We start from the raw sequence: 25,334 nt of genomic DNA, 5'->3' as shown, positions 1-25,334 counted from the left end.
CCCAATATCTTTTTAAAATTTAAGTATTTGATACTTTTTATTCAATATACATTTATATATACTATACCAAATTTTATTCTATAAAATAAATCTTTAAGTTTTTGATAAAACTATTGCCAATTCAGATACAAAGTACTATACTATATTGTATAAAACCTATCGGTTTACTATGAATTAAATGGAGGGATTTCAATGTCAAAGATTTATAAGAGTTTAACAGAATTAATTGGGAAAACACCACTTTTAGAGTTGAGTAACTACAATGCAAAACACAATCTTGGTGGTAAAATTATTGCTAAATTAGAATATTTTAATCCAGCTGGAAGTGTAAAGGATAGAATCGCCTATGCAATGGTTGTAGATGCAGAAGAAAAAGGCTTATTAAAGCCAAATTCAGTTATTATTGAACCTACCAGCGGAAACACAGGAATCGGTCTTGCTTCCGTTGCCGCTGCAAGAGGATATAAAGTAATTCTTACGATGCCTGAAACCATGAGTGTAGAGCGCCGCAGTCTTTTAAAAGCTTACGGTGCAGAAATTGTTCTTACAGAGGGAGCCCTTGGTATGAAGGGTGCTATTGCAAAAGCAGAGGAACTTGCGGCAGAAATAGAGCATTCTTTTATTCCAAGTCAGTTTTCCAACCCTGCAAATCCATTGGTACACATGAAAACAACAGGTCCTGAAATTTGGGAGGATACCGATGGTAACGTGGATGTCTTCGTTGCAGGTATAGGAACTGGTGGAACAATATCCGGTGTAGGAGAATATTTAAAATCTAAAAATCCAAATATTAAAATCGTAGCGGTAGAGCCTGTAGACTCTCCGGTTCTTTCAGAAGGTAGAGCTGGTGCTCATAAAATTCAAGGAATTGGTGCAGGATTCGTTCCAGATACCCTCAATACAAAAATCTATGATGAGATTATGACCATTACAAATGAGGAGGCATTTAATACTGGCAAGGAAATTGCCAAAGAAGAAGGTCTTCTTGTAGGAATTTCCGCTGGTGCTGCGGTGCTTGCAGCGGCTAAACTAGCAAATCGTCCAGAAAATAAAGATAAAAATATTGTGGTGATTCTTCCAGATACGGGAGAGCGTTATTTATCTACCCCATTATTTGAAGAGTAATCGCCAAATCAATTTTCACTGATCCTCATTTAACTATATTGGATCATCCTTAAAAATCTGCCCAAACAAAAAATAAAGGAAGAATTTGATTTCTAAATATCGATTCTTCCTTTTTTAATTGCTTAAAATTCAGGACAAATTTGATATTTAAAGATAAAACCTTAAATATATTCCCCTTATTTCGTTTATAATATATAGTAGAAAAAATTATAGAAACGTTGGTGATTTTGTGGATACTTATAGTAGACATGCTCTCTACGAATTGGAAAAGTGGAAAACTAAAATGCGAAAACGTCCCTCCATCATTGATCGCGCGTCTAAAGGCATTCAGAGTAAATTTAATACAGTGCTGCCTCAGGGCTATAACGATATTATGACTTCTGCTATCAAAACCTTAACGAGAGCCGTATTATTTGGCTCTAAATATATTACAAAGCCTCCCGTAAAAAATATATCCTTAATAGAGCGGGAAAAATTGGTTACAGAAAAAACTAAATTTTATAGAACTACTGCCGTAATTGAAGGTGCAGCAACAGGTGCAGGAGGTTTAATACTGGGGATGTCGGACCTGCCCCTCCTCCTTAGTATCAAAATTAAATATCTCTATGATGTCGCTAGTATCTATGGATTTGATGTGAATGACTATAGGGAACGGCTTTATATACTCAATATCTTTCAGCTTGCTTTTTCAAGCAAGGGACATATGAATACTGTGTTTAAAAAAATGGAAAACTGGGATGATTATAGCGACTATCTACCAGATGATATCCATAATTTTGATTGGGATACCTTCCAACAAGAATATCGTGATTATATTGATATTGCGAAGCTATTGCAATTAATTCCAGGGATTGGTGCGGTTATAGGCTCCTATGCAAATAATAAACTGATGAATAAGCTTCATGATACTGCTGTACAAGCCTATCGAATGAGAATTTTAAATTAACATCCCTCTATTAGACGAGAACCTCGTAAAAACCGTGGATAGATATTCAATTCCCTCAATGCACAATTGAGGGAATTTTAATGGCTTAGCCCCTCATTTTGTGATATAATTCATTGTTGAGTTATTTATCGCTTATAGACTTGGTCTTTTTATGAATTGGAAGGTGAAATCATGAATATTGAAAAGGTACACGGTAGTAAATTAGGAAATTCAAGTTTTTACAATACGCTATTGAAGCTTGCCATACCAATCGTGGTGCAAAACTTCATTACTTCATCCATCAATATGGTGGATACCTTAATGATCGGTAAAGTCGGTGAAATTGAAATTGCTGCTGTTGGCATTGCAAACCAATACTTTTTTCTTTTTAACATTCTTTTAGTGGGTATTACCAGCGGCTCTGGTATCTTTTTATCCCAATATTGGGGAAAAAAAGATATTAAAAATATACGGAAAATTTTAGGGATCAGTTTGATATCCAGTGTGATTGCATCCATATTATTTACAATCATCGCTTTGATTGCTCCCAGTGGCATCATCCGACTGTTTAATAAAGATCCTTACGTTATACAATTGGGCGTCGATTATCTACTGATCGTTTGCTTTAGCTATATATTCACTGCCATCTCCATGGCCTTCGGTGTAGCCAGCAGATCTGTTGAGGATTCTGTGGCCCCAATGCTGGTGAGTATTCTTGCTTTGCTTACAAATGCAACACTGAACTACGCCTTCATATTTGGACATTTTGGTTTTCCTGTAATGGGTGTAAAAGGAGCTGCCCTTGCTACATTAATAGCGAGAGTGGTGGAAGCAATCGCTTTAGTTTTATATCTCTATGGGAAGAAAAGTCCTCTGGCTGCAAAATTAAAAGAAATGGTGGACTCTAATGCTGAGTTTATAAAAAGGGCAATGCGTACCATTCTGCCTGTTGTCATCAATGATTTCTGCTGGGCAATTGCCGCTGTGATCTATTCTATCTGCTACGGCTCTTTGGGAACACAGGCAATGGCTTCTATTCAGATCACTACAACGGTTCAAAATACCTTCATGGTTCTTTCTTTCGGTATTGCCAACGGCTCTGCTGTAATGATAGGAAATAAAGTAGGAGCAGGAGATTTGGAAGAAGCAGAAGAGTATACGAAAAAATTTCTCAAAATCTCTATGCTATCCGGCCTTTTGATAGGGCTTCTGATGTCTTCCAGCAGTAAGATTGTCCTTTCTTTCTTCAATGTATCTGCGGAGGTTCATACCAGTGCTTTAAGAATCCTATACATCAACTCTGCTATTATGTTCCTTAAGGTCCTCGGTATCGTGATTATCGTTGGGATATTAAGAGGTGGCGGCGATGCTTCCTACGCACTGAAGGTGGAGATGTTCACCATGTGGCTCGTTGGCGTTCCTTTGGCTCTATTGGGTGCCTTTGTGTTTAAGCTGCCCGTGGAAATCGTCGTATTTTTAGTAGGCTTTGAAGAAGCCGCCAAGGTTTTCTTCTCTATGAGAAGATTAAAAACAAATTTATGGATAAAGCAGGTAACGGAATAAATCGAGTAGGAGGAAAATAATTATTTTATTTTCCGTCCTCTCACACCACCGTATGTACCGTTCGGTATACGGCGGTTCATTAAGTTAATTGCATCTTTTGATATCTAGCCGATAGGCTCTGATAAGAAATTGAGTTGAAATATTTATTGGTAGGACTTCTAGATAGTATTGGGCTATTGGCTATACGCCAGTAGCCTTTTCTAGTATTTCTCCATTCATAGGCTTTATGTTTAGGTACTCCTATCGATATTAGATTTTTAATCTTTATCTTAGGTTTTTTTCCACTGTTTCCATATGCACATTCTTAACCTCCTTCTTATCCATTCATCAAGCTTTTGCAATGGATGTTTCATTTGTGGATGCCATTGATATACTAAGCACTCCGTGCATACCTTCAGATTCCACCTCACGATGGGATACCCTTGCCTTAGCTAGTGGTTCCCACTACCAAGCCCACAGCGGACTTTCACCGCCAAGTTATCGCCCACGCTGGGCGCACAGTATAGGGATAGAGAGCAAAGGTTGCTTCTCTATCCCTCTTTCATTATAAATTATTTAGCTATACTGTTTTCTCTTCTTTTTATTGCCTATCTATGACAATAAAAAGAAGCTACTCATGTTTTATCGATAATGTCTACGCATTTGCATATAAAATATAAATAAATTAAATAATCCTAGGAAAACATGGCACAATACAACGCCTAAATCTCCAAATTGATTTTTGATTTTAATTGCGCCCTTTGTCTCCCAAACGGATTTTGGTCTTTTAATAGCAACATAAAAAAAATATATGGATATAAAAAGAAATATGAAGTTCAGTATAGGGTAGGTATTTAAAATTTCAATAAAACCAGCTCGCCTACCGTGCTTCCTTCTATAATTTAAATATTCAAGCATAGTTTGTTTCTCCTAATTTTAAAATTTTAATATAATAAGATTCTATATTACTTGAAGAAATTACATGAATTAAAATCTAAAGATAAGATAATCGTATACAGCTTAATATTCATTCTTATCTAAATAATTTTTTATAAAAATCAACGATTCAATTTTTTTATTTTAAATAACATTAGATACATCTGCTAATTGTACTCTAATAAATAGGTAATTTCAGGTATAAGTACTGTCTGAAATTACCCATTTTATCAATTGTAAATATTTGTTATTTCTAAGACTTATACGTCTCCAAATAATTCAAAATTATCATTAAGTATCTCAAATATTAATCTATATTGTATAAAATCATAAGCTTTGAATAAATAATCTGCATATTCTTTTATCTCTCCTATTTCGTCAGATGCATAACCTATGCCCTCATCAATTGCTGCCATCAGTCCTGCCTTAGCCCCGGTGTTAGTCAGTGTGCTCGTCACCTCTACAACAGACATAGTTATACTAATCGCTTTCTCTATATCTTTCGCTCTATTAGACAACCACTTGAGGAATAAGCCTACTCCTAAATCAATAACCCCATCCTCAACTGAACTTTCCAAATCTTGTGCTTCATATATGTTCTCTAAAAATTGGTCAGCCATGTATTCAAATGTTTGTGTTGATGATGAACTAGTACCCCTTGAATTAGAACGACTTGACCCATTTGATCTAGGTATAGTTAAGGTATATAGTCTATAGTTGCCCCCTCCACGCATCTCATAATATTCATAATAACCCTTAGGACTAAAGACTTCTGTTGTGTAGTCGTGTGAGTATGGACCTATATCTGTGCTAATTTCTTTTTTATTTTGTGAAGATAAAATTTTATCTAAATCTATTATTAGTTCTTGTCTCTTTCCATTATTATAATCGATTATTAATATGCCATCTCCACGCTTTGTTGCAATAGCATAATCATTTTCAGTGACTATAAGAATAGTATTGTTATCTTCAAAATATTCTGTATATTCAACTTCTGAATTATTTACTACTAAATTATCAGAAAAAAGATTTAATCTCTTTGCTTTAAAATTATATTTATGTAATGGAATAATATTTTCTAATTCAGTTATAGCCTTACTATAATTCTCATTTAATCTGTCAAAATTTATATTTTGTTTAACATCTGGTGCATAAGCAAACGCAGTAGTTATACTAGATAATGTTAATAAAAAAATTAGTAACACGGTTATTCTCTTTCTTTCCATATTTGTTCCCCCTTTTGATATCAACTCAATATCTTAATTTAATATTTTTCTAACATTAGTTATATAGCTTGAAGTTATTTTATCTGGCGATCTTATATTCATAAAATTTACCCCTTTCTAAATATTTAATATATTGTATCACGAATTTTTTAATAAAAAAACATTTTCATACGATTTGTTTCGACATGTGAACCTCCAATACCTTCTTTTCTTAAGTTCTATATAGTATAAAGTTTTTAGATTCTATTTATTTCATCAGCAAATCTAGATTGCTTTAACTTCTTTTTAAAGAACAGTCCATCCAAACACATTCTTATTTGGTCTCTACCAATTGTTGCGGTACTATTCAAATATCCCTTCTCTATCAGCGTCCTGTGGCGTTTTATTCACAAAATGTCAGGGAACAGCATAAATATTTTAAGAAAAAAACAACCGCCCCTAAAGGATGGCTGTTCTATTAACATTCTTTTAAATTGTACCAACAAGATCCAAGGCCTCTGCTGCTTCCTTCATACCATCAATGGTCCAAAGGATTACCGTATCTAAATCCATGCCCAGCATCTCACATCCTGCAAGGATCACCTCTCGATTGACGCCAGCAGCAAAACTTGCCTGCTTAAATTTCTTCTTTACAGATTTTACTTCTAAATCTAAAATGCTTTTATTCGGTCTCATATAAACTGTAGCTGTAATCAGACCCGTAAGCTCATCGATGGTATATAGAACCTTCTCCATTTTATGCTCTGGCTTTACATCAATACAAATATTCCATCCGTGAGAAATAACAGCTCGGATGATGTCCTCATGTACGCCTTCTTTCTCCATGATTTCTTTCGTTTTATGGCAGTGTTCCTCTGGATAAAGCTCATAATCTAAATCGTGTACCAGTCCAATATTTCCCCAGTACTCTTCGTTTTCTCTGAATTGCTTTGCAAAATAACGCATGACTGCCTCAACAGCAAGTCCATGCTTTATTAAACTTTCGTTCTTATTGTATTTTGTAAGTAATTCATATGCTTCCTGACGTGTTTTCATGATGTTTCCTCCTTGTCTCCCGTTGTAAATTATTTTAATATTCAAATATTATTATATAATAAGAACCGCTTTTAAAGAAGGATTATGTAGGAGTTTTTCTTGAAATTCGCTTACGGCAATATTTCTCCCTCTTACATTTTTAAGGTAGAGCTTTCTCGTTTCTTACAAAAAATCATTAGAAAAAAAGCCTTCCCCGTCATATTTCGAGGAAGACTTCTAAAAAGCTATTGATAGATCTCAATTGTTTTCAATTCTTCATTCCATTCCACAAAGAAACCATAATCCTCCAAGTCTCTTATATGGGATACACCCTCAACCTCAACACCAAGAAGTTCAAGTGCATCTTCTGCTGTAATATATGCTTTTCCTTCTTCAATTTTTAAGGTTATATTTCCTTCTTCAAAATCAAGTTCTCCAAATTTTATATAGGATCCATCCAGCTCTACTATGGCCTTTAACCCTGTATCCACATCTACGTCAGGCATAATCTGCCCTAATATCAATGAACTTAATTCTTCCTCTGTAATTTTCTTTACGGAACTTGGTAGCTCAATATTGGCTGAATCCAGTTTAACTGATGTGCCTACAGTTTTTACTTCTAATTCTCCCATTGGAGTTTTAAGTAATACTTCTGACTTTGCACTATACTTATTATTTGTAAGGGTAGATTCTTGATAGAACTTACTTCCTTTCATAAATTCTTTTGCTGTGTCTTTGTATAATGTAACAAAAGCATCGTATTGCTCTAGCATTTCCTGCTTCTCTTCTTCTGAAATTACGATTTCCTCAGGCATAAAGCTTTTAGGCATCTTATCCATATTCGTTAAAACATATCTCATGTATGCATCGAAAAGATCGATTAATTGATCTGAATCTAAAGTCAATTTAAATGTATCCCCATCTTTTTTCATGCCTAAGTCAATGCCTAAATCCATACCTTCAATAAATTGAATAGCATCGTTCAGTATATTTGAATCAAATTTAACAGTATTTTGACTTCCCTCTAGCATAACATAGTCTTCAGCGATTTCTACAGTTTCACCGAATCCAGTTGCAGTAACAAATGCAATAGCTGCCTCTTTATTCAGATAGATATTTGAACCATTGGTGTACATTTTTATTGTTGGAATGTTTTTTCCTTCTTTTACATCTTCAATATGAATCTCAGAATAAGTAATGAACTCTTTCAGGTTCGACTTAGAAATTATCTGTACCTTATATTCTTTTTCCATATCAGGTATTGCTAGCTTTATTTCTAATGCTGTTTCTCCTTCTGTACCATTCCATTCGTACATTTCTTTCATGGTTTGCCAATAGGAGGCTTCAACTGGTGTAAATCCTACCATCGCAAGCATAGAAATTACCAGTAATCCAATCAGTAATGTTTTTTTCATTTCTTATCACTCCTTATTTTATTTATTAATTAAATGATTACCTTATTCTTTTGTTCTACTGCTTCTTATTTTAGAATAATTGACTATTGTTCTTTCATACTCTTTATCCATTAAAGGAGAAGAGATCAGAAAATCCGCTGTAGATGCATTGTTTGCAACGGGTATATCGTATAGGACTGCAATTCTTAGTAATGCTTTTACATCGGGATCATGAGGTTGAGCCTCTAATGGGTCCCAAAAAAATATCATAAAATCAATATGACCTTCTACAATGCGAGAACCGATCTGTTGGTCCCCACCCAATGGTCCACTCTTAAATGCGATCACTGGTAGCCCCGTGGTATCCGCAACAAGCTTCGCTGTGGTTCCTGTGCCACATAGAGAATGTTGTTCTAATCGTTGTCTATTTTCCTTTACCCAGTTGGCTAAATCTTCTTTTCTATTATCGTGTGCAACCAATGCGATATTTTTCTGTTTTTCCATTTTAATCTTACTACAGCGATCACACTCCATTATGCCTTCCCTCCCAAATTATATCGCATAAAATAGCTTCATCAAACTCATATAGTTAGATCCATACCCTATTTTATCATATTTAATAGCTTTATGGACTATTATTTGTAAGTTATTATATTTATTCACAAAACTAGCCTAAAGACCTATTCAAATACAATCCTTTCATAACTTATGGTTCATCTCTACTGTTTACCTTTAGGAAGCTTTACAATAAAGGATGTATCTACACCTAAGTTGCTTTCTGCATAGATTTTTCCACCATGCTTCTGTACGATAGATTTTGCAATGGCAAGGCCCAGCCCATAGCCGCCACCCTCCCTACCTCTAGCAAAGTCTTCCCTATAAAATCGTTCAAATATCCTTGGAATATTTTCAGGAGCAATACCTGCTCCCGTATTTTTTACCACCAATTCGATATTTGTTTTTGTCGCATTCAAGCAGACTGAAATCGTCCCATTTTCATTGGTATTTTTAATTGCGTTATCCATCAATATATGAACCAGCTCCTCAAAACTATACCGCTCTCCGTATAAACGCAAATTCGGCTGAATATTCGTCTCCAAAACGATACCATTTTCAAATAATCCAGCTTCAAAATATAGCAAGGCACCCTCTAGTATATTGCTTATATCCAAGGTTTCAAAAAACAAGGGCTGCTCTGGGGAATCCATTTTAGCCAAAGTGAGCATATCCTTTATTAAATTAGACATTCGTTCAATCTGTCCTTGTATATATCCAATCCACTTTAGTTGATTTTCCACAGTATCTTTCTTACTTTCTAAGATTAAAGCTAAGTTTGTCTTAATAATAGCTAAAGGCGTTTTCAGCTCGTGAGAGGCATCGGCGATAAACTGCTCCTGCTTTTCAAAGGCCTCTCGAATAGGGGTAATGGCTCTGTTTGCTAAAAATACACTGATTAAAAAGAGGATGATCAAGCTGCCCCCAGCCACACCTGCAAATATCACAAGAATACTTCTGAGGCTATCTTGCAGCGGCCCCCGATCTACAAAGGCAATTCTTGTTCCAAAGATAACGTCTTTCTTTAAAAAGGAATAATGAAAGTCGCCAACCTTGATCTTTCCAGTGGCATCAGGAATTTCTATAGCCTTTATTACAGCTTCCTTAATCACCTCTTCGTCCATAGTTAAAAAAGATGAAAATACGATGATTTCGTTGAACCGATTCAGCTCTACCACTAGGCTTGTGGCTGTTCTAGATTCTCCTGGAAAAGGTGTTGGCGATGAATTCATCACCTTTTCCAAGGTCATATCCAGCTGATGTTCCCCGCTGAATGCAGTCAGTACATAGATGGCTGTAAAGATGGCAATAAATACGAATGTCAGCAAGGACATGTTGATCAATACAAATTTTCTTCTTAATTCCTTAAACATCATTCTTCCTCCAGTTTATAGCCAACGCCTCGAATGGTAGTAATTTTTGCTCTAGCCTCAATATACTGAAGCTTCTTTCTCAAAAAAGAAATATAAACTTCAATATTATTATTTTCTGCTTCAGATTCATATCCCCATACCTTGATGATTAAATCTTCCTTATTCACTATAATCCTAGGTCTTAACATGAAATACTTCAGTATTTCAACCTCCTTGAGCGCCAACCTTACACTGGTTTTCTCCCCTTCCAGTAGATAGGTGGACAGGTTTAAAGAAAAATTGCTAAAAGACAGGGTATCCTCATTAATCACTTCCCCTTTTCTTCTTGTTAAAGCTCTTAGCCTTGCTAGTAGCTCCTCCGTAGAAAATGGCTTCGGAAGGTAATCGTCTGCCCCTAAGTCTAAGCCCTTCACTCGATCCGAAACCTCACTTTTTGCTGTCAATAGCAGAACAGGAGTAGAAATTTTTTTCTTGCGTATGCTCTTTAATATTTCAAGCCCGCTTAATTTGGGCAGCATGATATCCAATATAATTACATCGTAGATTCCTGTTAAAGCGTAATCCAATCCATCTTCTCCATTGTAGACACCATCTACCGTATACTTATTCTTCTTTAAAATCTGCAGCAATGCTTCTGCTAAATGCTTTTCATCTTCAACCAACAATACTTTCATCGATATCACCCTTTTGTCTTTTTATAACCAATGAAAAAGTTCTACTACCATACGCTGTAGAGGTTTTTTATTCATCCCCCTATATTTTAAGGATTTACTTAATTTTCATTTATTATAGCACACCAACCTTAAAGTAAAATTAATTTTTTCTCTTAGGATTCATCGAAGGATTTTAACCCACAGTTATTATATGACCATGCAAAGGGATCATCCCATAGCAACCTATTTCCTTTACATGCATTCTGTTTCCCTCTAAAAAATCCGAATGTCTGAAATAGACATTCGGATTTTTTTATGTACCATATTCTATTGTTTAATAGGATCTCGTCTTTAAGGCTGTAGGGAACTAGCCTTTTGAGAATGCTCCACAAAGATTTTTCGAATACCTTCCAGCTCACCGAGACCCTTCATTATAATTTCAACTTCATATCCTTGGTTTTTTAGAACTTCTTTCCAAGAATCTTCTTCGTCCCCTGCCATATCGTTGAGAGCATGGTCTCCTGCCACCACCATGAAAGGCATTAAATAGAGCTTTTTAATTTGTGATTGCTTTTTCAGCTGCTTCACCACATCATCGATATAAGGAAAACCTTCTACGGAACCCATATATACATTGGTGTGTCCCTCTGATTTAAAGACATAATCCAGACAAGGATAGGCCGCGTTTGCGTGGTGGTAGGTACCGTGCCCCATAAGAATCAGTGCTTCCTCTTCCTTTAGTGGCGGGATGCTGCCCATCACTGCCTCTACAGCACCTAAATAATCCTCATGGCTCGTTAATAAGGCACTTCCCATCTTAATTTGAATATCTTTGCTATATGGCAGCAAGTCCTTTACCGTAAGCTCAAATTCGAATCCATTGATAATATGAGTGGTTTGACATAAAACCTCCTCGTAGCCCATCTCTCTGATTTTTTCCAATGCTTCCGCCGGTAAATCGATGGCAATCCCATCCCGTGCTTTCAGCTTTTTAATGATTCTTCTAGAGGTATACGCTCTGAAAAAATCGTGGTCTGGATAGGCGGTCTTCAAATCCTCTTCAATCGCTTGGATGGTCTTTTCAAAAGTATCTTTATAACTTGTCCCAAAACTTATGACTAATAGTGCTTTCTTGTTCATTTATATCCACCTTTCTTAAGCCGTTACGCTGTTATATTTTTTAATACATATGATAAATAAAATGATAAAGTACGCAAATAGCACGGCAACATTCATCCACTGTGCCGAGCCTACTGTAGCAATGCTTCTCAGTCCACCACTGGCATGGGTAAGGGGCAATGCATAGATCACTTTCTTTACTACACCCGGCATATTTTCCGGCGAGAAAAATGTGCCACATAAAAATGTCATGGGGGTTAAGATATAGGTGCTGAATCGATTCATATCAGCATGGGAATCTACAGCCAAAGCTGCATAAAAACCTAAACAGGAAAAAGCAAGACCATTGACAAACATGATGAGTAAAAACATAGAATTTATTTTAATATGAGCTCCCGATAAAAATGCAACGGTAAGTATAAGAAAACCAGCATACATCCCACGCAAAGCCCCTGCCAATACCTTTGCAGCTACGTATCGATGAGACGATATGGGGGCTATTAAAAACTGCTCAAAGGTTTTATCGTATATTCTATTGATGCTCAGAAGAACAGAGACGGCTGAATAGCTTGTGTTCATTGTGGTCATTGCAACGATGCCAGGCACTATAAAGTTGATATATGGATATCCATTTACATGGACATCCTTTCCCATTCCCCATCCAAAGGCGATCATATAAAGTAGAGGGCTGACCAAAGCACTGGATGTTATCTTCCAAAACCTTCGTTTAAATACAATCCACTCTTCCCACAGAACTGCTTCAAAATCCATATTTCTCACCTTCTTTATTCATTTGTATAAATACATCCTCTAAATTGCTTTCTCTTACAATATATTTGCTTTCAATATTTGAAGAGAATTCCAATGCGTCCTTTCTGCTTGAAAAAAAGTGATACTCTGGTTCTGCACGATCAAATACCTCAACGGTATATTCTCCAGCATTTAATATTAACTCCTTCGGTACGCCTTCCATCAATATCTTTCCTTTATTAATCAGCAGTACCCTGTCGCAAAGCTTTTCCGCTTCTTCAATATAATGGGTCGTTAATATGATTGTCATTCCACTTTCTTTGAGCTGCTCCAATAAAAACCATATATTTTTACGGCTCAATGGGTCCAATCCAACGGTAGGCTCGTCTAGAAACAATATATCTGGCTGATGAAGAATGGCTCTTATAATCATTACTTTACGTTTCATACCACCGGAAAGCTTTTTAGCAATTTTATCTTTATCCTCGGATAAATCTGCAAATTTAAGTAATTCCTTAATCCTCTTGTGGCGTTCTTCCTTCTTTATGGAATGAAGCTTCCCGTGAAGCTCTAATATTTCCCATACAGATAGATCACTGTGCATGCTGAAGTGTTGGGAAACCATGCCAATCATTCTTTTAATATCGCTGCTCTTTCTTCTAATCTCTTTATGATTAATTTCTACCATCCCACTATCCGGCTTTAGAAGAGTTGTCAGCATCCGAAAAGTTGTGGTTTTTCCTGCGCCATTGGGCCCCAATAGCCCGTAGATACATCCTTTGTCTATATGAAAGCTTAAGTTATTAACAACAGTCTTCTCACCAAATTTCTTCGTTAAGCCACTTACATTAATCACTTGCTCATCTCCATTATTTATAGTCAATGTATTTTTCAAATTTTCTCTCTTAAAGTGCTCCGTTAAACTTTTCTCCTGTCTTTATATTGATTGGAATAAAATACGGACATTCATTATCCTGATCCTCTAGAATATTGACTTCTATATTAAAGACCTCTTCCAATACTTGCTTCTTTATAACGTCTCTCGGAATTCCTTCCATATATTTTTCCCCATCTTTAACGACAATTATTTTTTTGGAATATCTTGCTGCCTGATTTAAATCATGCAGTACCATGACGATGGTAATGCCCATTTCTCTATTGAGCTTTTTTATGAGCTCCAAAAGCTCAAATTGATGACATATATCTAAAAATGTAGTGGGTTCATCCAAAAGCAGAATCTCTGGCTGCTGTGCCAATGCCATGGCAATCCACGCTCTCTGCCGCTCTCCCCCCGACATAGTAGACACCTGTCGATGTTGAAGTTTTTCTAGCTTTGTTTCTGCAATTGCCCAATCAATGATTTCTTGGTCTTTTTTACTGAGCCTCCCGGTCCAGCTCAGATGGGGGTATCTCCCATATCCCACTAAATCTCTTGTCGTAAAATCATCGGGCACTCTAGGACTCTGTGGAAGAATGGACATTTTTCTTGCTAATTGTTTCGTCTGAAATTCCTGTATATTTCTATCTTGAAAAACGATATCTCCCTGTATTGGTTTTTTATTTTTAGAAAGTGCCTTCAATATCGTTGATTTTCCACAGCCATTGGGCCCTATAATCGTTGTGATGCTTTTATCTGAAATATTAAAGGATACATCTTTTACGATGATGGAATCGTCATATCCTAAGGATAAATTTTTAACCTCTAGCACGATTCTTTAACCCCCCTCTAAGCAAGTATAAGAAAAAAGGTGCCCCTATAATTGCCATAATAATTCCTACTGGTAGCTCAATGGGCTCTACTACGGTCCTTGCAATGGTGTCGCATATCATCATTAGAGATGCTCCCAATAGAGCGCTGGCAGGAAATAGATATCGATAATCCGACCCTATGATCAGTCTCGTTATATGAGGAACCACCAGCCCTACGAAGCCCAACATCCCTACCACACTGACTGCACTGGCAGCCAATAAAGAGGATATGATGATTAAAATCATTCGAACCCGTTCTATATTCAGCCCTAGGCTGGATGCAATTTCGTCCCCTAGCATTAAAATGTTGATCTTCTTCGCCATAATTAGGGTCAAAATAAATCCTGCCAAGGCATAGGGCCACATTAGTCTAAAATGAATCCAGCTTTTTGCGGCTAAGCTGCCGATGGTAAAGCCAAGCGTATTCTGAACACGGTCCGGATAAAAGATAAGAATTGTATTGATAATTGCGCCGATGAGAGAAGATATTGCAATACCCGACAGAATCATTCGAAGAGGATTGATTCCATCTTTCCAAGAAAGCATATAGATAAAAAGGGTGGTTGCAAAGGCACCAATAAAAGCTGCCGGTGTTAATAAATAAGCGTAATTGGGGAATAGCACTAAGGTGATACTGGCTGCAAGTCCTGCTCCCGATGAAACGCCTATAATATTAGGAGAAGCAAGGGGGTTTCGCATAACCCCTTGCAATATTCCGCCAGATAGGGATAAGCACACGCCTACAATCCCTGCAATTAGCGTTCTGGGAACTCTGATTTTCCATATAATATTTCTACTCAGCCCTTCTTGATCTATGAAAATAGCCTGCAGCACTTCTTTTACAGAAATTTTATATGCGCCCATGGCTACGCTGATTAAAAAAGATAGGACTACCATGAATACAAGTACAAGTATGACCGTGATTTTATATTTATGGCTTTTCTGCACCCCTATGGCAGAATGGTTCCTACTCACCTGCAAACACCTCTGGATATACTATTTTCCCAAGTTCTGTAAATGCCTTAGGATAGTCTGCATTCGGTCGATACATAAAAAGCTCCTTAGGAAGATAATATACCCTTCCTTCCTGTACCGCAGTTAAACTGGCCCAGGCATCATTGGAAATAACATCCTGCTCTATTCTCTCCTTGCATTTATCTACATCCCCCATTGTCGTAATTAATACGTAATCCGGGTCTGCCTCTACAAGCTTTTCCATGCTAAAATCAATTTTATTTGTACCATCGATTGGCACTTCTGGTACAATATTTACAACCCCTAGCAAATCTGCCATTTCCCCTGTAAGTGAATTGGCCAATTCTGCCTGAACCTTGCTGGTAGATGCAAATAAAATAACGGCTGTCGGTTTATCAGCATCCTTTACTTTATTTCTAATTTGATCCACTTCTGCCGTAATCTTCGCTACTTCATTATAGAAAATATCTTGGCGATCTAGTATTTGTGTAAATAAATAGAGATTTTTTTGAAAGGCTTGGTACGGTGCAATATTTCCGCTCATAGGCATATACTCAATACCATTGTCTTTTAAAATAGGAATCATGTCCATCTGTGAACTTATTGAAGTGGACATAATCACTAAATCTGGTTCAAGGGCAACCAACTGCTCCACACTGATGGCATTCATTTTCCCTAGTTGAACGATATCCATAGCCGCATCTGGAATATTTGAAGTTCCATCAATTCTAGCGATGGCTTCTCCTCCTGCCATATACCATAGATCTAAATAGGAGTTCATCAGTATGGCCACCTTTTTTGGTTTCTTCGTTACTGTAATTTCTCCCTCAGAGCTCATAAATGTTACTGTTTCATCTGTCACCTCTAGTACGTACTCTGGGTAAGGGTTGTTTTCATTCCCCTGTTTATTTGGATCTTGTTTTGTTTCCTGCCCTACGCCAGGATTATTCTCACCCTTTACCTCCTGATCCGTAGTGCTGCATCCCACAAAGGATACTGCCATTACTAAAATTAGGATCATGCTTAAGATTCTGTTTTTCTTCATTTATTCTTCTCCTCTCCCTATCCATAGCCTAAATTGATTCCTATGAGAAATTGTCCATACCCATCTACTGCCCCTAGAAAATATATGCTTTTATGCAATAAAAAACACACTACAGGAATAGTGTGTTAAATATACAACAATAACACTTACCTCCCACCGAAGCAGCTTCATTCACGTTTTATGGCAGGTCTCCTGGCTTGCACTCTTCCTACTCTTCCTACCTTCCCATTTACACAGTGGTTTATTGGAATTTCGTCCTGCTTACAGTAGCGGGGGCTGCAGAGGTTTCTCACCTCTTTCCCTCTTAGCTTTCATAAGAAAGAACCATAAAATGTATTCATTTGTTAATTTAAATATAGTACTTATTAAAAAGGAAATCAACACTTATTTATATGAACATTTTTTAATGACAAGATAATTTCTATCCGGTTAAAATATGTACTCATTGAAATTAGAACCATGGAAGCAGGTTTTAATGTGGATATATAATTTGCATCTGGTCTTTCATCCGTACATATTTTCTTAGAATTTTCCTATACTAATATAAATATTGAATAGGGGGCTTCTTTATGAAACTTCTAAGTAGACTATTTACGGTTGCGGAAGCATCTCAAGGAAATAAAGAAAAAAACACGACGCCAATTCTGCCAAACCCTGTACAAGTTTATCAGCAGAATTTAGAGGAAATATTTGAACAATGTTCTGATATCACCTATACTCCTGTAAAACTAAATGTAGGAAAGGAAATGATAGAGGGACTATTGATTTATTCAAATGTTCTAGTCAATCTAGATGTTATCAATAAAAATATTATTCATCCGATCAATTCCTATGAAAGCGAAAGATTATCCCATGGGCCTCAGGAGCCTTCTTTGATTTATGATAAAGATCATACACCCTCTAAAGGGAATATCCGTTCCTTAGAAATCTTTGCAGAAATTATTACGACTTCTAACATCAAAAAAATCGATCATTGGAGTCAAGTAGTCCAAAGTATTTTATATGGAAATACTGTACTATTCACTAATTATTGCAGCACTGCCCTAGTGCTAGAAACTAAGGGTAAAGAGGGAAGATCCATAGCAGAATCTACTGTTGAAAGTGCTATTCGAAGCCCACGCGATAGCTTTATTGAAGACATTGATACAAATATTGGCCTCATTCGAAAAAGAATTAAAAGTTCTCATTTGAAGGTCATGAATATGATCATTGGAAGTGAAAGTCATACGACGATTTCTGTTCTATACATGGAAAATAAAGTGAATCATCACCTTCTAGAGAATATTATTGATCTTATTACAAATATAGAAACTGAAGTGGTTTTAGAAAGTGCTTATATTGAGCAACATTTAGAACAATACCCCTACTCTCCCTTTCCGCAAACACAAATAACAGAAAGACCGGATAAGGTTTGTGGTGATCTGATGGAAGGCAGAATTATTATTTTAACAGATGGAAGTCCCATCGCTTTAGTACTGCCGATTACATTCTTTCAGCTTTTCCATTCTTCTGAGGATTATTATACGAGAATTATTTCTAGCAATTTAACACGTTTTTTTCGTTTTATGGGTTTTTTTATTGCTACCTCTTTACCCTCTATTTATGTGGCTTTAATATCATTTCATCATGAAATGATCCCCATGAATTTACTGATTGATTTATCAAAAAACAGAACCAATGTCCCATTTCCTCCAGTAATTGAAGCTCTATTAATGGAAGTTGCTGTTGAGCTCATAAGAGAAGCCAGTAATCGTCTGCCTCAAAGTATTGGTCAAACAATCGGTATCGTAGGCGCAATCGTCATAGGAGATGCTGCCATTCAATCCAACTTTGCCAGTCCAACCATGGTTATTGTCATTGGTATTACTGTAATCGGTAGCTATATATTTCCTCATTACAATACCTCATACGCTTTACGGATTCTACGGATTCCCATTATTATTATGGCTGCAACCTTTGGTGCCTTTGGTATTGTTATATCTTGGTGCTGGGTTATCATTCATCTGTGCAATTTGGAATCCTTTGGATATCCCTATCTTTTCCCACTGGCACCCCTAGACAATAGTGTAGTAAAAGATGGCATTATCAAGAAAGGGTTAAAAAATTAATAGAGAAAGTATAAAGGAATTGGAGGAATTAAATTGTATCAGAAATATAATAATGGAGAAATATCTGCCCAGCAATCCTTTATCCTTCTGATTAACATGATTGTAGGTACGGGCATTTTAGGTCTTTCTAGGACGGTTGCTGAAGTTTCTAGGCAGGATGCGTGGATGTCTGTTCTTTTGAACGGTGCTTTTTTAAGTGGTGTCATGGTCATTATGGTTTACACCATTAGTAAATTCCCACAATATAATTTCGTTCAGTATACTAGTTATTTGCTCAGTAAGCCTGTGGGATATCTCATTTCCTTTGCTTATGTCCTCTATGCATTATTTGCCACCGGCATCACCATTGCTTATTTATGCGAAATGACGGCGACCTGGCTTTTAAGCGAAACTCCGAATTACATCATTCGATTCATCATTGTAATCACCGTTGTATATATGACCAGAAATGGTTTAACAGTAGTGGCAAGGTTTGCGCAAGCGACTGTGTTTATATTAATTCCTTTAGGGCTATTGATGTTGATAGGATTACCAGAAACCCAATTTATCAATTTAAAGCCCATTGGTGGCGCTGGCATAATCAATATTTTAAAGGGTACTCGACCATCTTTTTATGCATTTGCTGGCTATGAATCTCTATTGGTTTATTATCCCTATATCTCCAATAAAGAAGAGTCCGTTATGAAAAAATCTGTTTGGGCGTTGATCCTTGTGACTTTATTTTATACAACGAATGTCATCACGCAGATTGCTTTATATGGCAGTGATGAGATTCAAACCGTACTTTATCCTGCCATTAATTATTTAACCAGCGTTAATTTTCCTGTAATCGAGCGAAGTGAAATATTTTTTACGATCTTCTGGACCTTTACTGTTCTATGCACTTCTGGAGTACAATACTTAGTATCCAGTGTATTGCTCCAAAATATTTTTAAAATAAAAAGAACTCGTATCTTTACATATGCCCTAGCCCCAGTGATATTTCTCATATCAATTTATCCTAGGAATACGGTAGCCGTAGTTGAATTCGCAGGTAAAATTGGAACTGCAAATATATTTTTTGGTTTTTTACTCCCAGTACTGCTATTCACTATGTATTTAATTAAGGGGAGGGATACCAGTGTTGAAAAAAGTCATTAAACTTTTAATCGTGGCTTTAATCAGCCTACCCCTGTTGAGCTGTTGGGATTCTAAGGACTTGGAAGAGTTATTGATTGTATATGGTCTTGGAATCGATATTAGTGAGGAAAATCCTGATAATTATGTATTTACCATTGCGTTTCCTACAATTATAGAAGATGCACCTGAAAAAAAGGTTACCTTTTCTGCGGAAGCCTCCTCTATCAGCAGAGGAAGAAGTAACCCTCAAAAAAAAGTTTATAGAGATCTTTCCTTCGATAATATCAAAATTGTAGTATTTAATGAAGACGTTGCAAAGCAAGGACTTTTATTTCATATGGATTCTATGTTCAGAGTGCCTCTCTTTCGGGGTACAACTAGATTCGCAGTCTCCGGCGGAAGTGCAAATGGCCTACTACAATTTCAGCCACCGGTCTCGCTCCTTGTAACTAATTTTTTATTTGATTCTATCGGTCAGAACTACAATGCTACAAATGTTCCTGTTACTACGCTTCGAGGTTTTAGTAATCAATATTATACAACTGGCATTGAGCCTTCCATGCCTTTCATATCTTATGGGGATACGCAGAATGATCTGAAAATTGACAGGATCGCATTGTTTAAAGAAGATAAAATGATTCATGTGCTCACCGGAATCAACAGCAGAGCATTTATGATGCTGAAGGGAGAAATCAAAGATGGCGTACATACCTTTGAATTTTTTTCCGAAGAAACAGGTCGGAAGGAGTTTTTATCGGTGAACGTCATCGATGGAAAAAGCAAAATCAAAACGGAAATCAAAGACAATCAGCTCCATATCTATCAAGAGGTTTCAATCAATGCTCATTTAGGAGAGTATACAGCAAGAGAGAAGATATTTTCAACGGATCGGATTAAAAGACTTGAAGACATTATCAATCATGAACTTAAGTTAGGTTTAGATGAGACCTTGAAGATATTACAGAAGGATTTAGAGTGCGATAACATTGGATACGGTAAATATGTGAAAGGGAATCACCCTGAATATTTTGATTCAGAGGATTGGAATAGTCAGTTTGCTGAAGCTATGATACACATCAACCCCACCATTCAAATTAGAACCGTTGGTGTAACACCTTAACTTTTTTACGAAATGGTGCCAATTACAGTCCTATGGTAGAAAACATCGTATTCCATCCATAGATCCAGCTTTATACTGAAATCCAAAAATCTTCTAAAGAATTCTTATGACGTATGGAGAGCCGCCAGCATTTTCATAGTTTAAATGCTGGCGGCTCTTTGTTACATTCACTAAAGCCTATGGTATTGTATGGGTACAATGCTCTAAAGCTCCCCAGAAGCCTTAAACCTTATTTAAATTGTAAAATTACGCTTCAGGGTTGCCCTTCTGTAGCTCATATAGACATTGCATGAAATACAATGCACCATGGTACCCTACAAAAGGCGTATACGGATAAATACTATGCTTTGAAAAGTTCGGATTGGCTATTTGAAAATGGAGTTTACTTTTATTCTCCAGCTTCAATGTGGCTTCATCTGCTAACAGCAAGTAGGATGGTGTCTCACTTAAGTAGGCTTCCATCTCTCTTTCACTGTAATCCAGCTTCATGACCCTTTCCCATTTTTCCGGCAAGTGTTTTTTAGCTTTTCTATTCATCTTATGCTTTAGTATAATTGCTTCCACTGTAAGGCCCAGCTCTTCTACTAAGGCTGCCAGCCCTACAACAACATCATAATCGCCTACCAATAGGACATTTTTCTTATTTAAACCTCTCGTCATAAATCGATAGTTCATCAGATGCTTTCTTATTTCAGCGGTTTTTTTAGCAATGTATTGTTCATCGGCTGGAATTCCTAAAGCTTTCTCTAGGGATTTCAGCCAGAAGGTCGTTCCCTCTAAGCCGTAGGGTCTTCCATAGTGGTAGCCCATTCCATGGTTTTTCTTAAGGGTATCCGCTGCCTTTAAGCCTTCCCCCCTAAGTACTAGGTTGAACTGCGCTTCCCCAGCCTTCTCAATCTCTTCCATGGATGTATATGCCGTGAAGGTGGTATTCACGTCGAAGTTAAAGGCGCTCTTCATCAGATTTTTAATCTCCTCCACATCGGATAGAAAGTTAAAAACATCACCGTTATTGCCTACGATATTATAGGTATTGGGCTTTTTCTGCACTGTTTCCTGCACCACTTCTTTGCAAAGCATATCCATGGTAGCCTCTATCCCCAGGGTATGGTCCCCATGGTAGCCTCCTGTGGTAATTGGAATCAGCTTTGCTTTCACCTTCGGTTGTAGCTCATAGCACACACTTTCTATGTCCGTACCGATAATTGCAGAAATAGAAGAAGCCATGACGAAAATATATTTCGGTCCGTACTGTCCATCAATTTCTAATATGGCATTCTCCAATCGATCCTGTTTTCCAAAGGAGATATCCGTCTCATTGATATGGGTTGTGTATACATTGGCATTGTGGTCCGCATTGAACTGCATCATACCCTCAATTGCAAAATGGGTGGTCCCTGCTGGACCAAACTCAATAATATAGGCATCTTTGATCGTACTTAAGGTCCAAATGGTCCCCATTCGATCCGATGGTGTGGGAAAAAATTTATAAAACGCCATAGACTATGCCCCCCTTGAAGCCATTTTCATCATTTTTTCTTTCATCTCATTATGCTGCCCATAGGATAGCAATATTTTCTTGATGCTATCGATTGGAATCTCGTAGCCCAGCTTCTTCGTTACCTCATCCAGTGTCACTTGGATAATATTTCTTTTTGCTAAATTCATGGGATTTTCATGGCCGATATAGAAATTCGGCTTACATTGATCGTACACGTACTGCATCGGTGCGATGTTGGCGATTCGACTGATATAAGGATTATATTGGTGGCTTTTAATTTCCCCCATATAGATGGGATCATTTTCGTATAGATCTCGAACCTGCACCAAGATGGGCTCCATGCCTAAATCGCATAGGAAGCTAGAAACCTCAAAAGCCATCATCGGTGTATTGCCATAGATAAAGGTTTTTCCTTTTAAAACTTCCTTTGCTTCCTTCATCAGCTCTCTCAGCTCTTTTTCCTTGTGGCTCAGCTTGGATAATACATCAATTTTTAAAATATCCCCCAACTGTTGATAAGCACTTCTAATTCTTTCCATGGATAGATGCTTGTCAAAATAAACGTAGGGCGTGCCAAAGATCTCTTCCATTTTTTTTGCCATAGGAAGGGCAACGAAGTCTGTAACGATATTGAACCTTGCCTTCGGTGCGGATTTCAAACCTTCTATGGTGGTTTTCGATGGAATTACAGCGTTGATATGGATGCCTTCCTCTATCAAAAGCTGCATTAGCTCTGTACCTTCAACACCATGCTGTCTATGTCCTAAAATATTGATACTATGCTGGTCGATTGCACAGGGCTCCATTAGCGTGACGAATTGCTCTAAAGACCGCTCCATTCCTGGAATATGACTGTTGCACTTAAAATGCTCTGTCGGCACAACGAGGATCTTGGCATGGATCTCATCCTGCATAGCACTTCCTAGGGACGCAACATCTTCCCCGATTAATTCTAGAACACAGGTAGACACCAGCATAATTGCTTTGGGCTGGATGGTTCTATCGATCTCTAGAAGCACATCCTTAATTTTACTTTCACATCCAAAGGTAATGTCGTGTTTATTGGTCACTACAGAATAGAAATTATCCTTCCCGTATTGTCTTTGATACGCAAAATCCTTAACATAATAGGTGCATTCTTGGGTTCCTGCTACGACCACCACTAAGTCCTCCACAAAGGAGGCGATCATGGCTACGCCAAATAAAGGGCAGTGGGTCCCTGGAAATATGGCATGGGATAAGGCCTTGATATCTTCATTTTTACTGATTTCATCTAGTTTAGATAATGTATTTAAATCAAACTTTGTCATTTTTGCACCCCTCTTCACAGTTTTTGCAAACCCCCATGGGATGAATGATCACTTCTCCCTTTAAAATGTCCTTTCGAATACAGACCTCTACCTGGTATACTTCCTTGATCAATTCCTCCGTCAACACATCGTAGGGGTTTCCTTCAGCGATTAAATTTCCCTTTTTTAATACAACGACTCGATGACTGTACTTTGCAGCTTGACCTAGATCGTGGAGTACCATAATCACCGTCAAGTTCAGCTCTCGGTTCAGTTTCTTCACAAGCTCCATGACTTCTAGCTGATGACAGATATCCAAGTACGTGGTTGGTTCATCCAGTAGGAGGATTCTAGGTTGTTGTGCTAAAGCCATGGCGATCCACACTCGTTGACGCTCTCCGCCAGATAGGGCCATCACCAGCTTGTCTTCATACCCATTGAGGGAGGTTTGGTCCATCGCCCACTGGATGATTTCCTCGTCTTCTTCGTTTCTTCTCTCGTGCCATTTCTTATGAGGCAATCTACCGTAGTAAATCAGTTCCTTTACTTTGATATCCTCTGGGCTTCTATTATGTTGCGATAGCGCCGACATTTTCTTTGCAATCTTCTTTATATTCATGGCGCTCATATCTTCTTTTTCCAAGTAGATGGCGCCGCTTTTTTGTTTTAAAAGTCGAGATACTGCCTTCAATATGGTGGATTTTCCAGAGCCGTTGGGCCCTATAATGGACACCATCTCTCCTTCACCGATATGAAAGGAAAAGTTATGGACCACGATACGCTCTTCATATCCAATACATAGATTTTTTGCTTCGATCATTACGCTTTTCCCCTCCTCAATAAATATAAGAAGAATGGTCCGCCAACCACTGCCATAATCACACCCACTGGAAGCTCCACTGGTCTTGCTACGGTTCTGGCAAAGGTGTCTCCTAGAAGCAATAGTCCACTGCCTACGATGACGCTGAATGGCAGCATATATTTATAGTCCGACCCAATAACCAGTCTTGCAATATGGGGCACAATAAGTCCTACGAAACCGATGATCCCAACCAATGCGGTGGATATGGCCGCCAGGAAAACGGCCACCAGCGAGATCATCACCCTGTACTGATTGGTATCCACTCCTAGATTGGCGGACATATCATCCCCAAGCTGAAGGATATTTGCCTTTCGGATGCAGAACATAGCCATGGTCAGACCAATAACGCTATAAATAGCGAGAACCCTTACATCGTCCCAGGTTTTTCCACTGATACTTCCATTGACCCATAGTAACACACCTTGAATCCGATCGCTGTATAGAATGGATAAGAGAGATGTCCCTCCTCCTAAGATGGCGTTCACCGCCACCCCTGCTAAAATAATTCGGATGGGCTTGATGCCGTTCTTCCAGGCCAGTACATAGACAAGGGCACAGGCAACGGCACCGCCGATGAATGCCACCACTGGCACCAAATAGCTGTACTGCGGAAATAAAAGCATCACGATGATGGCTGCCAAGCTGGAGCCGGCAGAAACCCCCGTTAAACCAGGGTCCGCCAATGGATTCTGCATAACGGCCTGAAGCAGTGCACCTGCCACAGCTAAGTTTGCGCCTACCAAAGCTGCAATGGCGATTCTGGGGAGTCGGATGTTAAAGACCACATTCTTATCTGAAGTCATTTCAGGACTGAACAGAACATTCAGTATTCTGGAATAGCTGTACTCTACGCTGCCCATTCTTACTGATAGAAGAGCGATAAACATCAGAATGAATAATGAGCCTACAATATATCGATGTTTATTTTCTCTCAAAGATTTCACCATAGCTGAT

Annotated in this window: 24 protein-coding genes and 1 riboswitch; of the genes, 6 read left to right on the top strand and 18 right to left on the bottom strand. The window is 37.7% G+C overall.

Annotation, left to right across the window (positions count from 1 at the left end):
* Positions 1–192: 192 nt before the first annotated feature.
* The 3 genes from cysK (at position 193) to CLOS_RS01735 (ending at position 3,613) form a co-directional block, all read left to right on the top strand.
* Complete coding sequence (cysK, locus tag CLOS_RS01745; RefSeq protein WP_012158210.1) at positions 193–1,125, top strand: cysteine synthase A; 933 nt, start codon at positions 193–195, stop codon at positions 1,123–1,125.
* Between the two features lie 229 nt (positions 1,126–1,354).
* Positions 1,355–2,071 (top strand): EcsC family protein, encoded by a 717-nt coding sequence (locus tag CLOS_RS01740; RefSeq protein ID WP_012158209.1) that lies wholly within the window; start codon positions 1,355–1,357, stop codon positions 2,069–2,071.
* Positions 2,072–2,242: 171 nt separating this feature from the next.
* Positions 2,243–3,613 (top strand): MATE family efflux transporter, encoded by a 1,371-nt coding sequence (locus tag CLOS_RS01735; RefSeq protein WP_012158208.1) that lies wholly within the window; start codon positions 2,243–2,245, stop codon positions 3,611–3,613.
* Positions 3,614–3,882: 269 nt separating this feature from the next.
* Here CLOS_RS01735 and CLOS_RS16470 read toward each other — a convergent pair whose 3' ends face one another.
* The 14 genes from CLOS_RS16470 to CLOS_RS01670 all read right to left on the bottom strand — a co-directional run bounded on the left by CLOS_RS16470 (position 3,883) and on the right by CLOS_RS01670 (position 16,381).
* Positions 3,883–3,966 (bottom strand): group II intron maturase-specific domain-containing protein, encoded by an 84-nt coding sequence (locus tag CLOS_RS16470; protein WP_242649613.1) that lies wholly within the window; start codon positions 3,964–3,966, stop codon positions 3,883–3,885.
* A 268-nt stretch (positions 3,967–4,234) separates the two neighbouring features.
* Positions 4,235–4,510, bottom strand: coding sequence for a hypothetical protein (locus CLOS_RS01730; RefSeq protein WP_041718900.1), 276 nt, complete (start codon positions 4,508–4,510; stop codon positions 4,235–4,237).
* A gap of 278 nt (positions 4,511–4,788) precedes the next feature.
* Complete coding sequence (locus tag CLOS_RS01725; protein ID WP_012158207.1) at positions 4,789–5,754, bottom strand: hypothetical protein; 966 nt, start codon at positions 5,752–5,754, stop codon at positions 4,789–4,791.
* A gap of 468 nt (positions 5,755–6,222) precedes the next feature.
* Positions 6,223–6,789, bottom strand: a complete 567-nt coding sequence (locus CLOS_RS01720) for an HDIG domain-containing metalloprotein (protein WP_012158206.1) — start codon at positions 6,787–6,789, stop codon at positions 6,223–6,225.
* Between the two features lie 224 nt (positions 6,790–7,013).
* Positions 7,014–8,183, bottom strand: a complete 1,170-nt coding sequence (locus CLOS_RS01715; RefSeq protein WP_012158205.1) for a hypothetical protein — start codon at positions 8,181–8,183, stop codon at positions 7,014–7,016.
* 42 nt (positions 8,184–8,225) lie between these two features.
* The gene (locus CLOS_RS01710) at positions 8,226–8,696 is read right to left on the bottom strand and encodes a methylglyoxal synthase (protein WP_012158204.1); all 471 of its coding nucleotides are present in this window, start codon (positions 8,694–8,696) and stop codon (positions 8,226–8,228) included.
* A gap of 185 nt (positions 8,697–8,881) precedes the next feature.
* Positions 8,882–10,090: a sensor histidine kinase gene (locus tag CLOS_RS01705; RefSeq protein WP_041718897.1), complete on the bottom strand. Its 1,209-nt coding sequence runs from the start codon at positions 10,088–10,090 to the stop codon at positions 8,882–8,884.
* Complete coding sequence (locus CLOS_RS01700; RefSeq protein WP_012158202.1) at positions 10,090–10,764, bottom strand: response regulator transcription factor; 675 nt, start codon at positions 10,762–10,764, stop codon at positions 10,090–10,092. Before CLOS_RS01700 ends, CLOS_RS01705 begins: the two co-directional genes overlap by 1 nt.
* Before the next feature lie 330 nt (positions 10,765–11,094).
* Positions 11,095–11,883 carry a sirohydrochlorin cobaltochelatase gene (locus tag CLOS_RS01695; protein ID WP_012158201.1) on the bottom strand — a complete coding sequence of 263 codons (789 nt, stop codon included), beginning with the start codon at positions 11,881–11,883 and terminating at the stop codon, positions 11,095–11,097.
* Positions 11,884–11,898: 15 nt separating this feature from the next.
* Entirely contained in the window at positions 11,899–12,633 is a 735-nt protein-coding gene (locus CLOS_RS01690; RefSeq protein ID WP_012158200.1) for an ABC transporter permease, read from the bottom strand.
* Positions 12,623–13,495, bottom strand: a complete 873-nt coding sequence (locus tag CLOS_RS01685; RefSeq protein ID WP_198006312.1) for an ABC transporter ATP-binding protein — start codon at positions 13,493–13,495, stop codon at positions 12,623–12,625. The genes CLOS_RS01690 and CLOS_RS01685 overlap by 11 nt, the downstream gene beginning before the upstream one ends.
* A gap of 22 nt (positions 13,496–13,517) precedes the next feature.
* On the bottom strand, positions 13,518–14,321 hold the full coding sequence (locus CLOS_RS01680; RefSeq protein WP_012158198.1) for an ABC transporter ATP-binding protein: 804 nt from the start codon (positions 14,319–14,321) through the stop codon (positions 13,518–13,520).
* Positions 14,308–15,336 carry a FecCD family ABC transporter permease gene (locus tag CLOS_RS01675; protein ID WP_012158197.1) on the bottom strand — a complete coding sequence of 343 codons (1,029 nt, stop codon included), beginning with the start codon at positions 15,334–15,336 and terminating at the stop codon, positions 14,308–14,310. Before CLOS_RS01675 ends, CLOS_RS01680 begins: the two co-directional genes overlap by 14 nt.
* On the bottom strand, positions 15,329–16,381 hold the full coding sequence (locus CLOS_RS01670; RefSeq protein WP_012158196.1) for an ABC transporter substrate-binding protein: 1,053 nt from the start codon (positions 16,379–16,381) through the stop codon (positions 15,329–15,331). Before CLOS_RS01670 ends, CLOS_RS01675 begins: the two co-directional genes overlap by 8 nt.
* Positions 16,382–16,546: 165 nt before the next feature.
* Positions 16,547–16,725, bottom strand: a riboswitch (cobalamin riboswitch).
* Between the two features lie 225 nt (positions 16,726–16,950).
* Here CLOS_RS01670 and CLOS_RS01665 point away from each other — a divergent pair.
* The 3 genes from CLOS_RS01665 to CLOS_RS01655 are packed head-to-tail and all read left to right on the top strand — an operon-like array spanning position 16,951 to position 20,728.
* Positions 16,951–18,489 carry a spore germination protein gene (locus CLOS_RS01665; RefSeq protein ID WP_012158195.1) on the top strand — a complete coding sequence of 513 codons (1,539 nt, stop codon included), beginning with the start codon at positions 16,951–16,953 and terminating at the stop codon, positions 18,487–18,489.
* 33 nt (positions 18,490–18,522) lie between these two features.
* Complete coding sequence (locus CLOS_RS01660) at positions 18,523–19,629, top strand: GerAB/ArcD/ProY family transporter (protein ID WP_012158194.1); 1,107 nt, start codon at positions 18,523–18,525, stop codon at positions 19,627–19,629.
* Positions 19,610–20,728, top strand: a complete 1,119-nt coding sequence (locus CLOS_RS01655; RefSeq protein WP_012158193.1) for a Ger(x)C family spore germination protein — start codon at positions 19,610–19,612, stop codon at positions 20,726–20,728. The genes CLOS_RS01660 and CLOS_RS01655 overlap by 20 nt, the downstream gene beginning before the upstream one ends.
* A 246-nt stretch (positions 20,729–20,974) precedes the next feature.
* Here the strand turns inward: CLOS_RS01655 and CLOS_RS01650 are convergent, their stop codons facing one another.
* The 4 genes from CLOS_RS01650 to CLOS_RS01635 are packed head-to-tail and all read right to left on the bottom strand — an operon-like array spanning position 20,975 to position 25,327.
* Positions 20,975–22,228 (bottom strand): nitrogenase component 1, encoded by a 1,254-nt coding sequence (locus CLOS_RS01650; protein WP_012158192.1) that lies wholly within the window; start codon positions 22,226–22,228, stop codon positions 20,975–20,977.
* Positions 22,229–22,231: 3 nt separating this feature from the next.
* Positions 22,232–23,539 (bottom strand): nitrogenase component 1, encoded by a 1,308-nt coding sequence (locus CLOS_RS01645; protein WP_012158191.1) that lies wholly within the window; start codon positions 23,537–23,539, stop codon positions 22,232–22,234.
* Entirely contained in the window at positions 23,526–24,338 is an 813-nt protein-coding gene (locus CLOS_RS01640) for an ABC transporter ATP-binding protein (protein WP_012158190.1), read from the bottom strand. Before CLOS_RS01640 ends, CLOS_RS01645 begins: the two co-directional genes overlap by 14 nt.
* Positions 24,338–25,327, bottom strand: a complete 990-nt coding sequence (locus CLOS_RS01635; protein ID WP_012158189.1) for a FecCD family ABC transporter permease — start codon at positions 25,325–25,327, stop codon at positions 24,338–24,340. Before CLOS_RS01635 ends, CLOS_RS01640 begins: the two co-directional genes overlap by 1 nt.
* Positions 25,328–25,334: the final 7 nt, after the last annotated feature.

The organism is Alkaliphilus oremlandii OhILAs (assembly GCF_000018325.1).
In the GTDB taxonomy this organism is placed as follows: domain Bacteria; phylum Bacillota; class Clostridia; order Peptostreptococcales; family Natronincolaceae; genus Alkaliphilus_B; species Alkaliphilus_B oremlandii.
Note: the sequence above shows the minus strand (reverse complement) of the source record. Positions and strands in the feature narration are given on the sequence as shown.

What these genes read in the sequence shown, in the direction of transcription:
- cysK (WP_012158210.1), top strand. Translation starts at nt 193, where the DNA reads ATGTCAAAGATTTATAAGAGTTTAACAGAATTAATTGGGAAAACACCA.
- CLOS_RS01735 (WP_012158208.1), top strand. Translation starts at nt 2,243, where the DNA reads ATGAATATTGAAAAGGTACACGGTAGTAAATTAGGAAATTCAAGTTTT.
- CLOS_RS16470 (WP_242649613.1), bottom strand. Translation starts at nt 3,966, where the DNA reads ATGAAACATCCATTGCAAAAGCTTGATGAATGGATAAGAAGGAGGTTA.
- CLOS_RS01730 (WP_041718900.1), bottom strand. Translation starts at nt 4,510, where the DNA reads ATGCTTGAATATTTAAATTATAGAAGGAAGCACGGTAGGCGAGCTGGT.
- CLOS_RS01725 (WP_012158207.1), bottom strand. Translation starts at nt 5,754, where the DNA reads ATGGAAAGAAAGAGAATAACCGTGTTACTAATTTTTTTATTAACATTA.
- CLOS_RS01720 (WP_012158206.1), bottom strand. Translation starts at nt 6,789, where the DNA reads ATGAAAACACGTCAGGAAGCATATGAATTACTTACAAAATACAATAAG.
- CLOS_RS01715 (WP_012158205.1), bottom strand. Translation starts at nt 8,183, where the DNA reads ATGAAAAAAACATTACTGATTGGATTACTGGTAATTTCTATGCTTGCG.
- CLOS_RS01710 (WP_012158204.1), bottom strand. Translation starts at nt 8,696, where the DNA reads ATGGAGTGTGATCGCTGTAGTAAGATTAAAATGGAAAAACAGAAAAAT.
- CLOS_RS01705 (WP_041718897.1), bottom strand. Translation starts at nt 10,090, where the DNA reads ATGTTTAAGGAATTAAGAAGAAAATTTGTATTGATCAACATGTCCTTG.
- CLOS_RS01700 (WP_012158202.1), bottom strand. Translation starts at nt 10,764, where the DNA reads ATGAAAGTATTGTTGGTTGAAGATGAAAAGCATTTAGCAGAAGCATTG.
- CLOS_RS01695 (WP_012158201.1), bottom strand. Translation starts at nt 11,883, where the DNA reads ATGAACAAGAAAGCACTATTAGTCATAAGTTTTGGGACAAGTTATAAA.
- CLOS_RS01690 (WP_012158200.1), bottom strand. Translation starts at nt 12,633, where the DNA reads ATGGATTTTGAAGCAGTTCTGTGGGAAGAGTGGATTGTATTTAAACGA.
- CLOS_RS01670 (WP_012158196.1), bottom strand. Translation starts at nt 16,381, where the DNA reads ATGAAGAAAAACAGAATCTTAAGCATGATCCTAATTTTAGTAATGGCA.
- CLOS_RS01665 (WP_012158195.1), top strand. Translation starts at nt 16,951, where the DNA reads ATGAAACTTCTAAGTAGACTATTTACGGTTGCGGAAGCATCTCAAGGA.
- CLOS_RS01650 (WP_012158192.1), bottom strand. Translation starts at nt 22,228, where the DNA reads ATGGCGTTTTATAAATTTTTTCCCACACCATCGGATCGAATGGGGACC.
- CLOS_RS01645 (WP_012158191.1), bottom strand. Translation starts at nt 23,539, where the DNA reads ATGACAAAGTTTGATTTAAATACATTATCTAAACTAGATGAAATCAGT.
- CLOS_RS01640 (WP_012158190.1), bottom strand. Translation starts at nt 24,338, where the DNA reads ATGATCGAAGCAAAAAATCTATGTATTGGATATGAAGAGCGTATCGTG.
- CLOS_RS01635 (WP_012158189.1), bottom strand. Translation starts at nt 25,327, where the DNA reads ATGGTGAAATCTTTGAGAGAAAATAAACATCGATATATTGTAGGCTCA.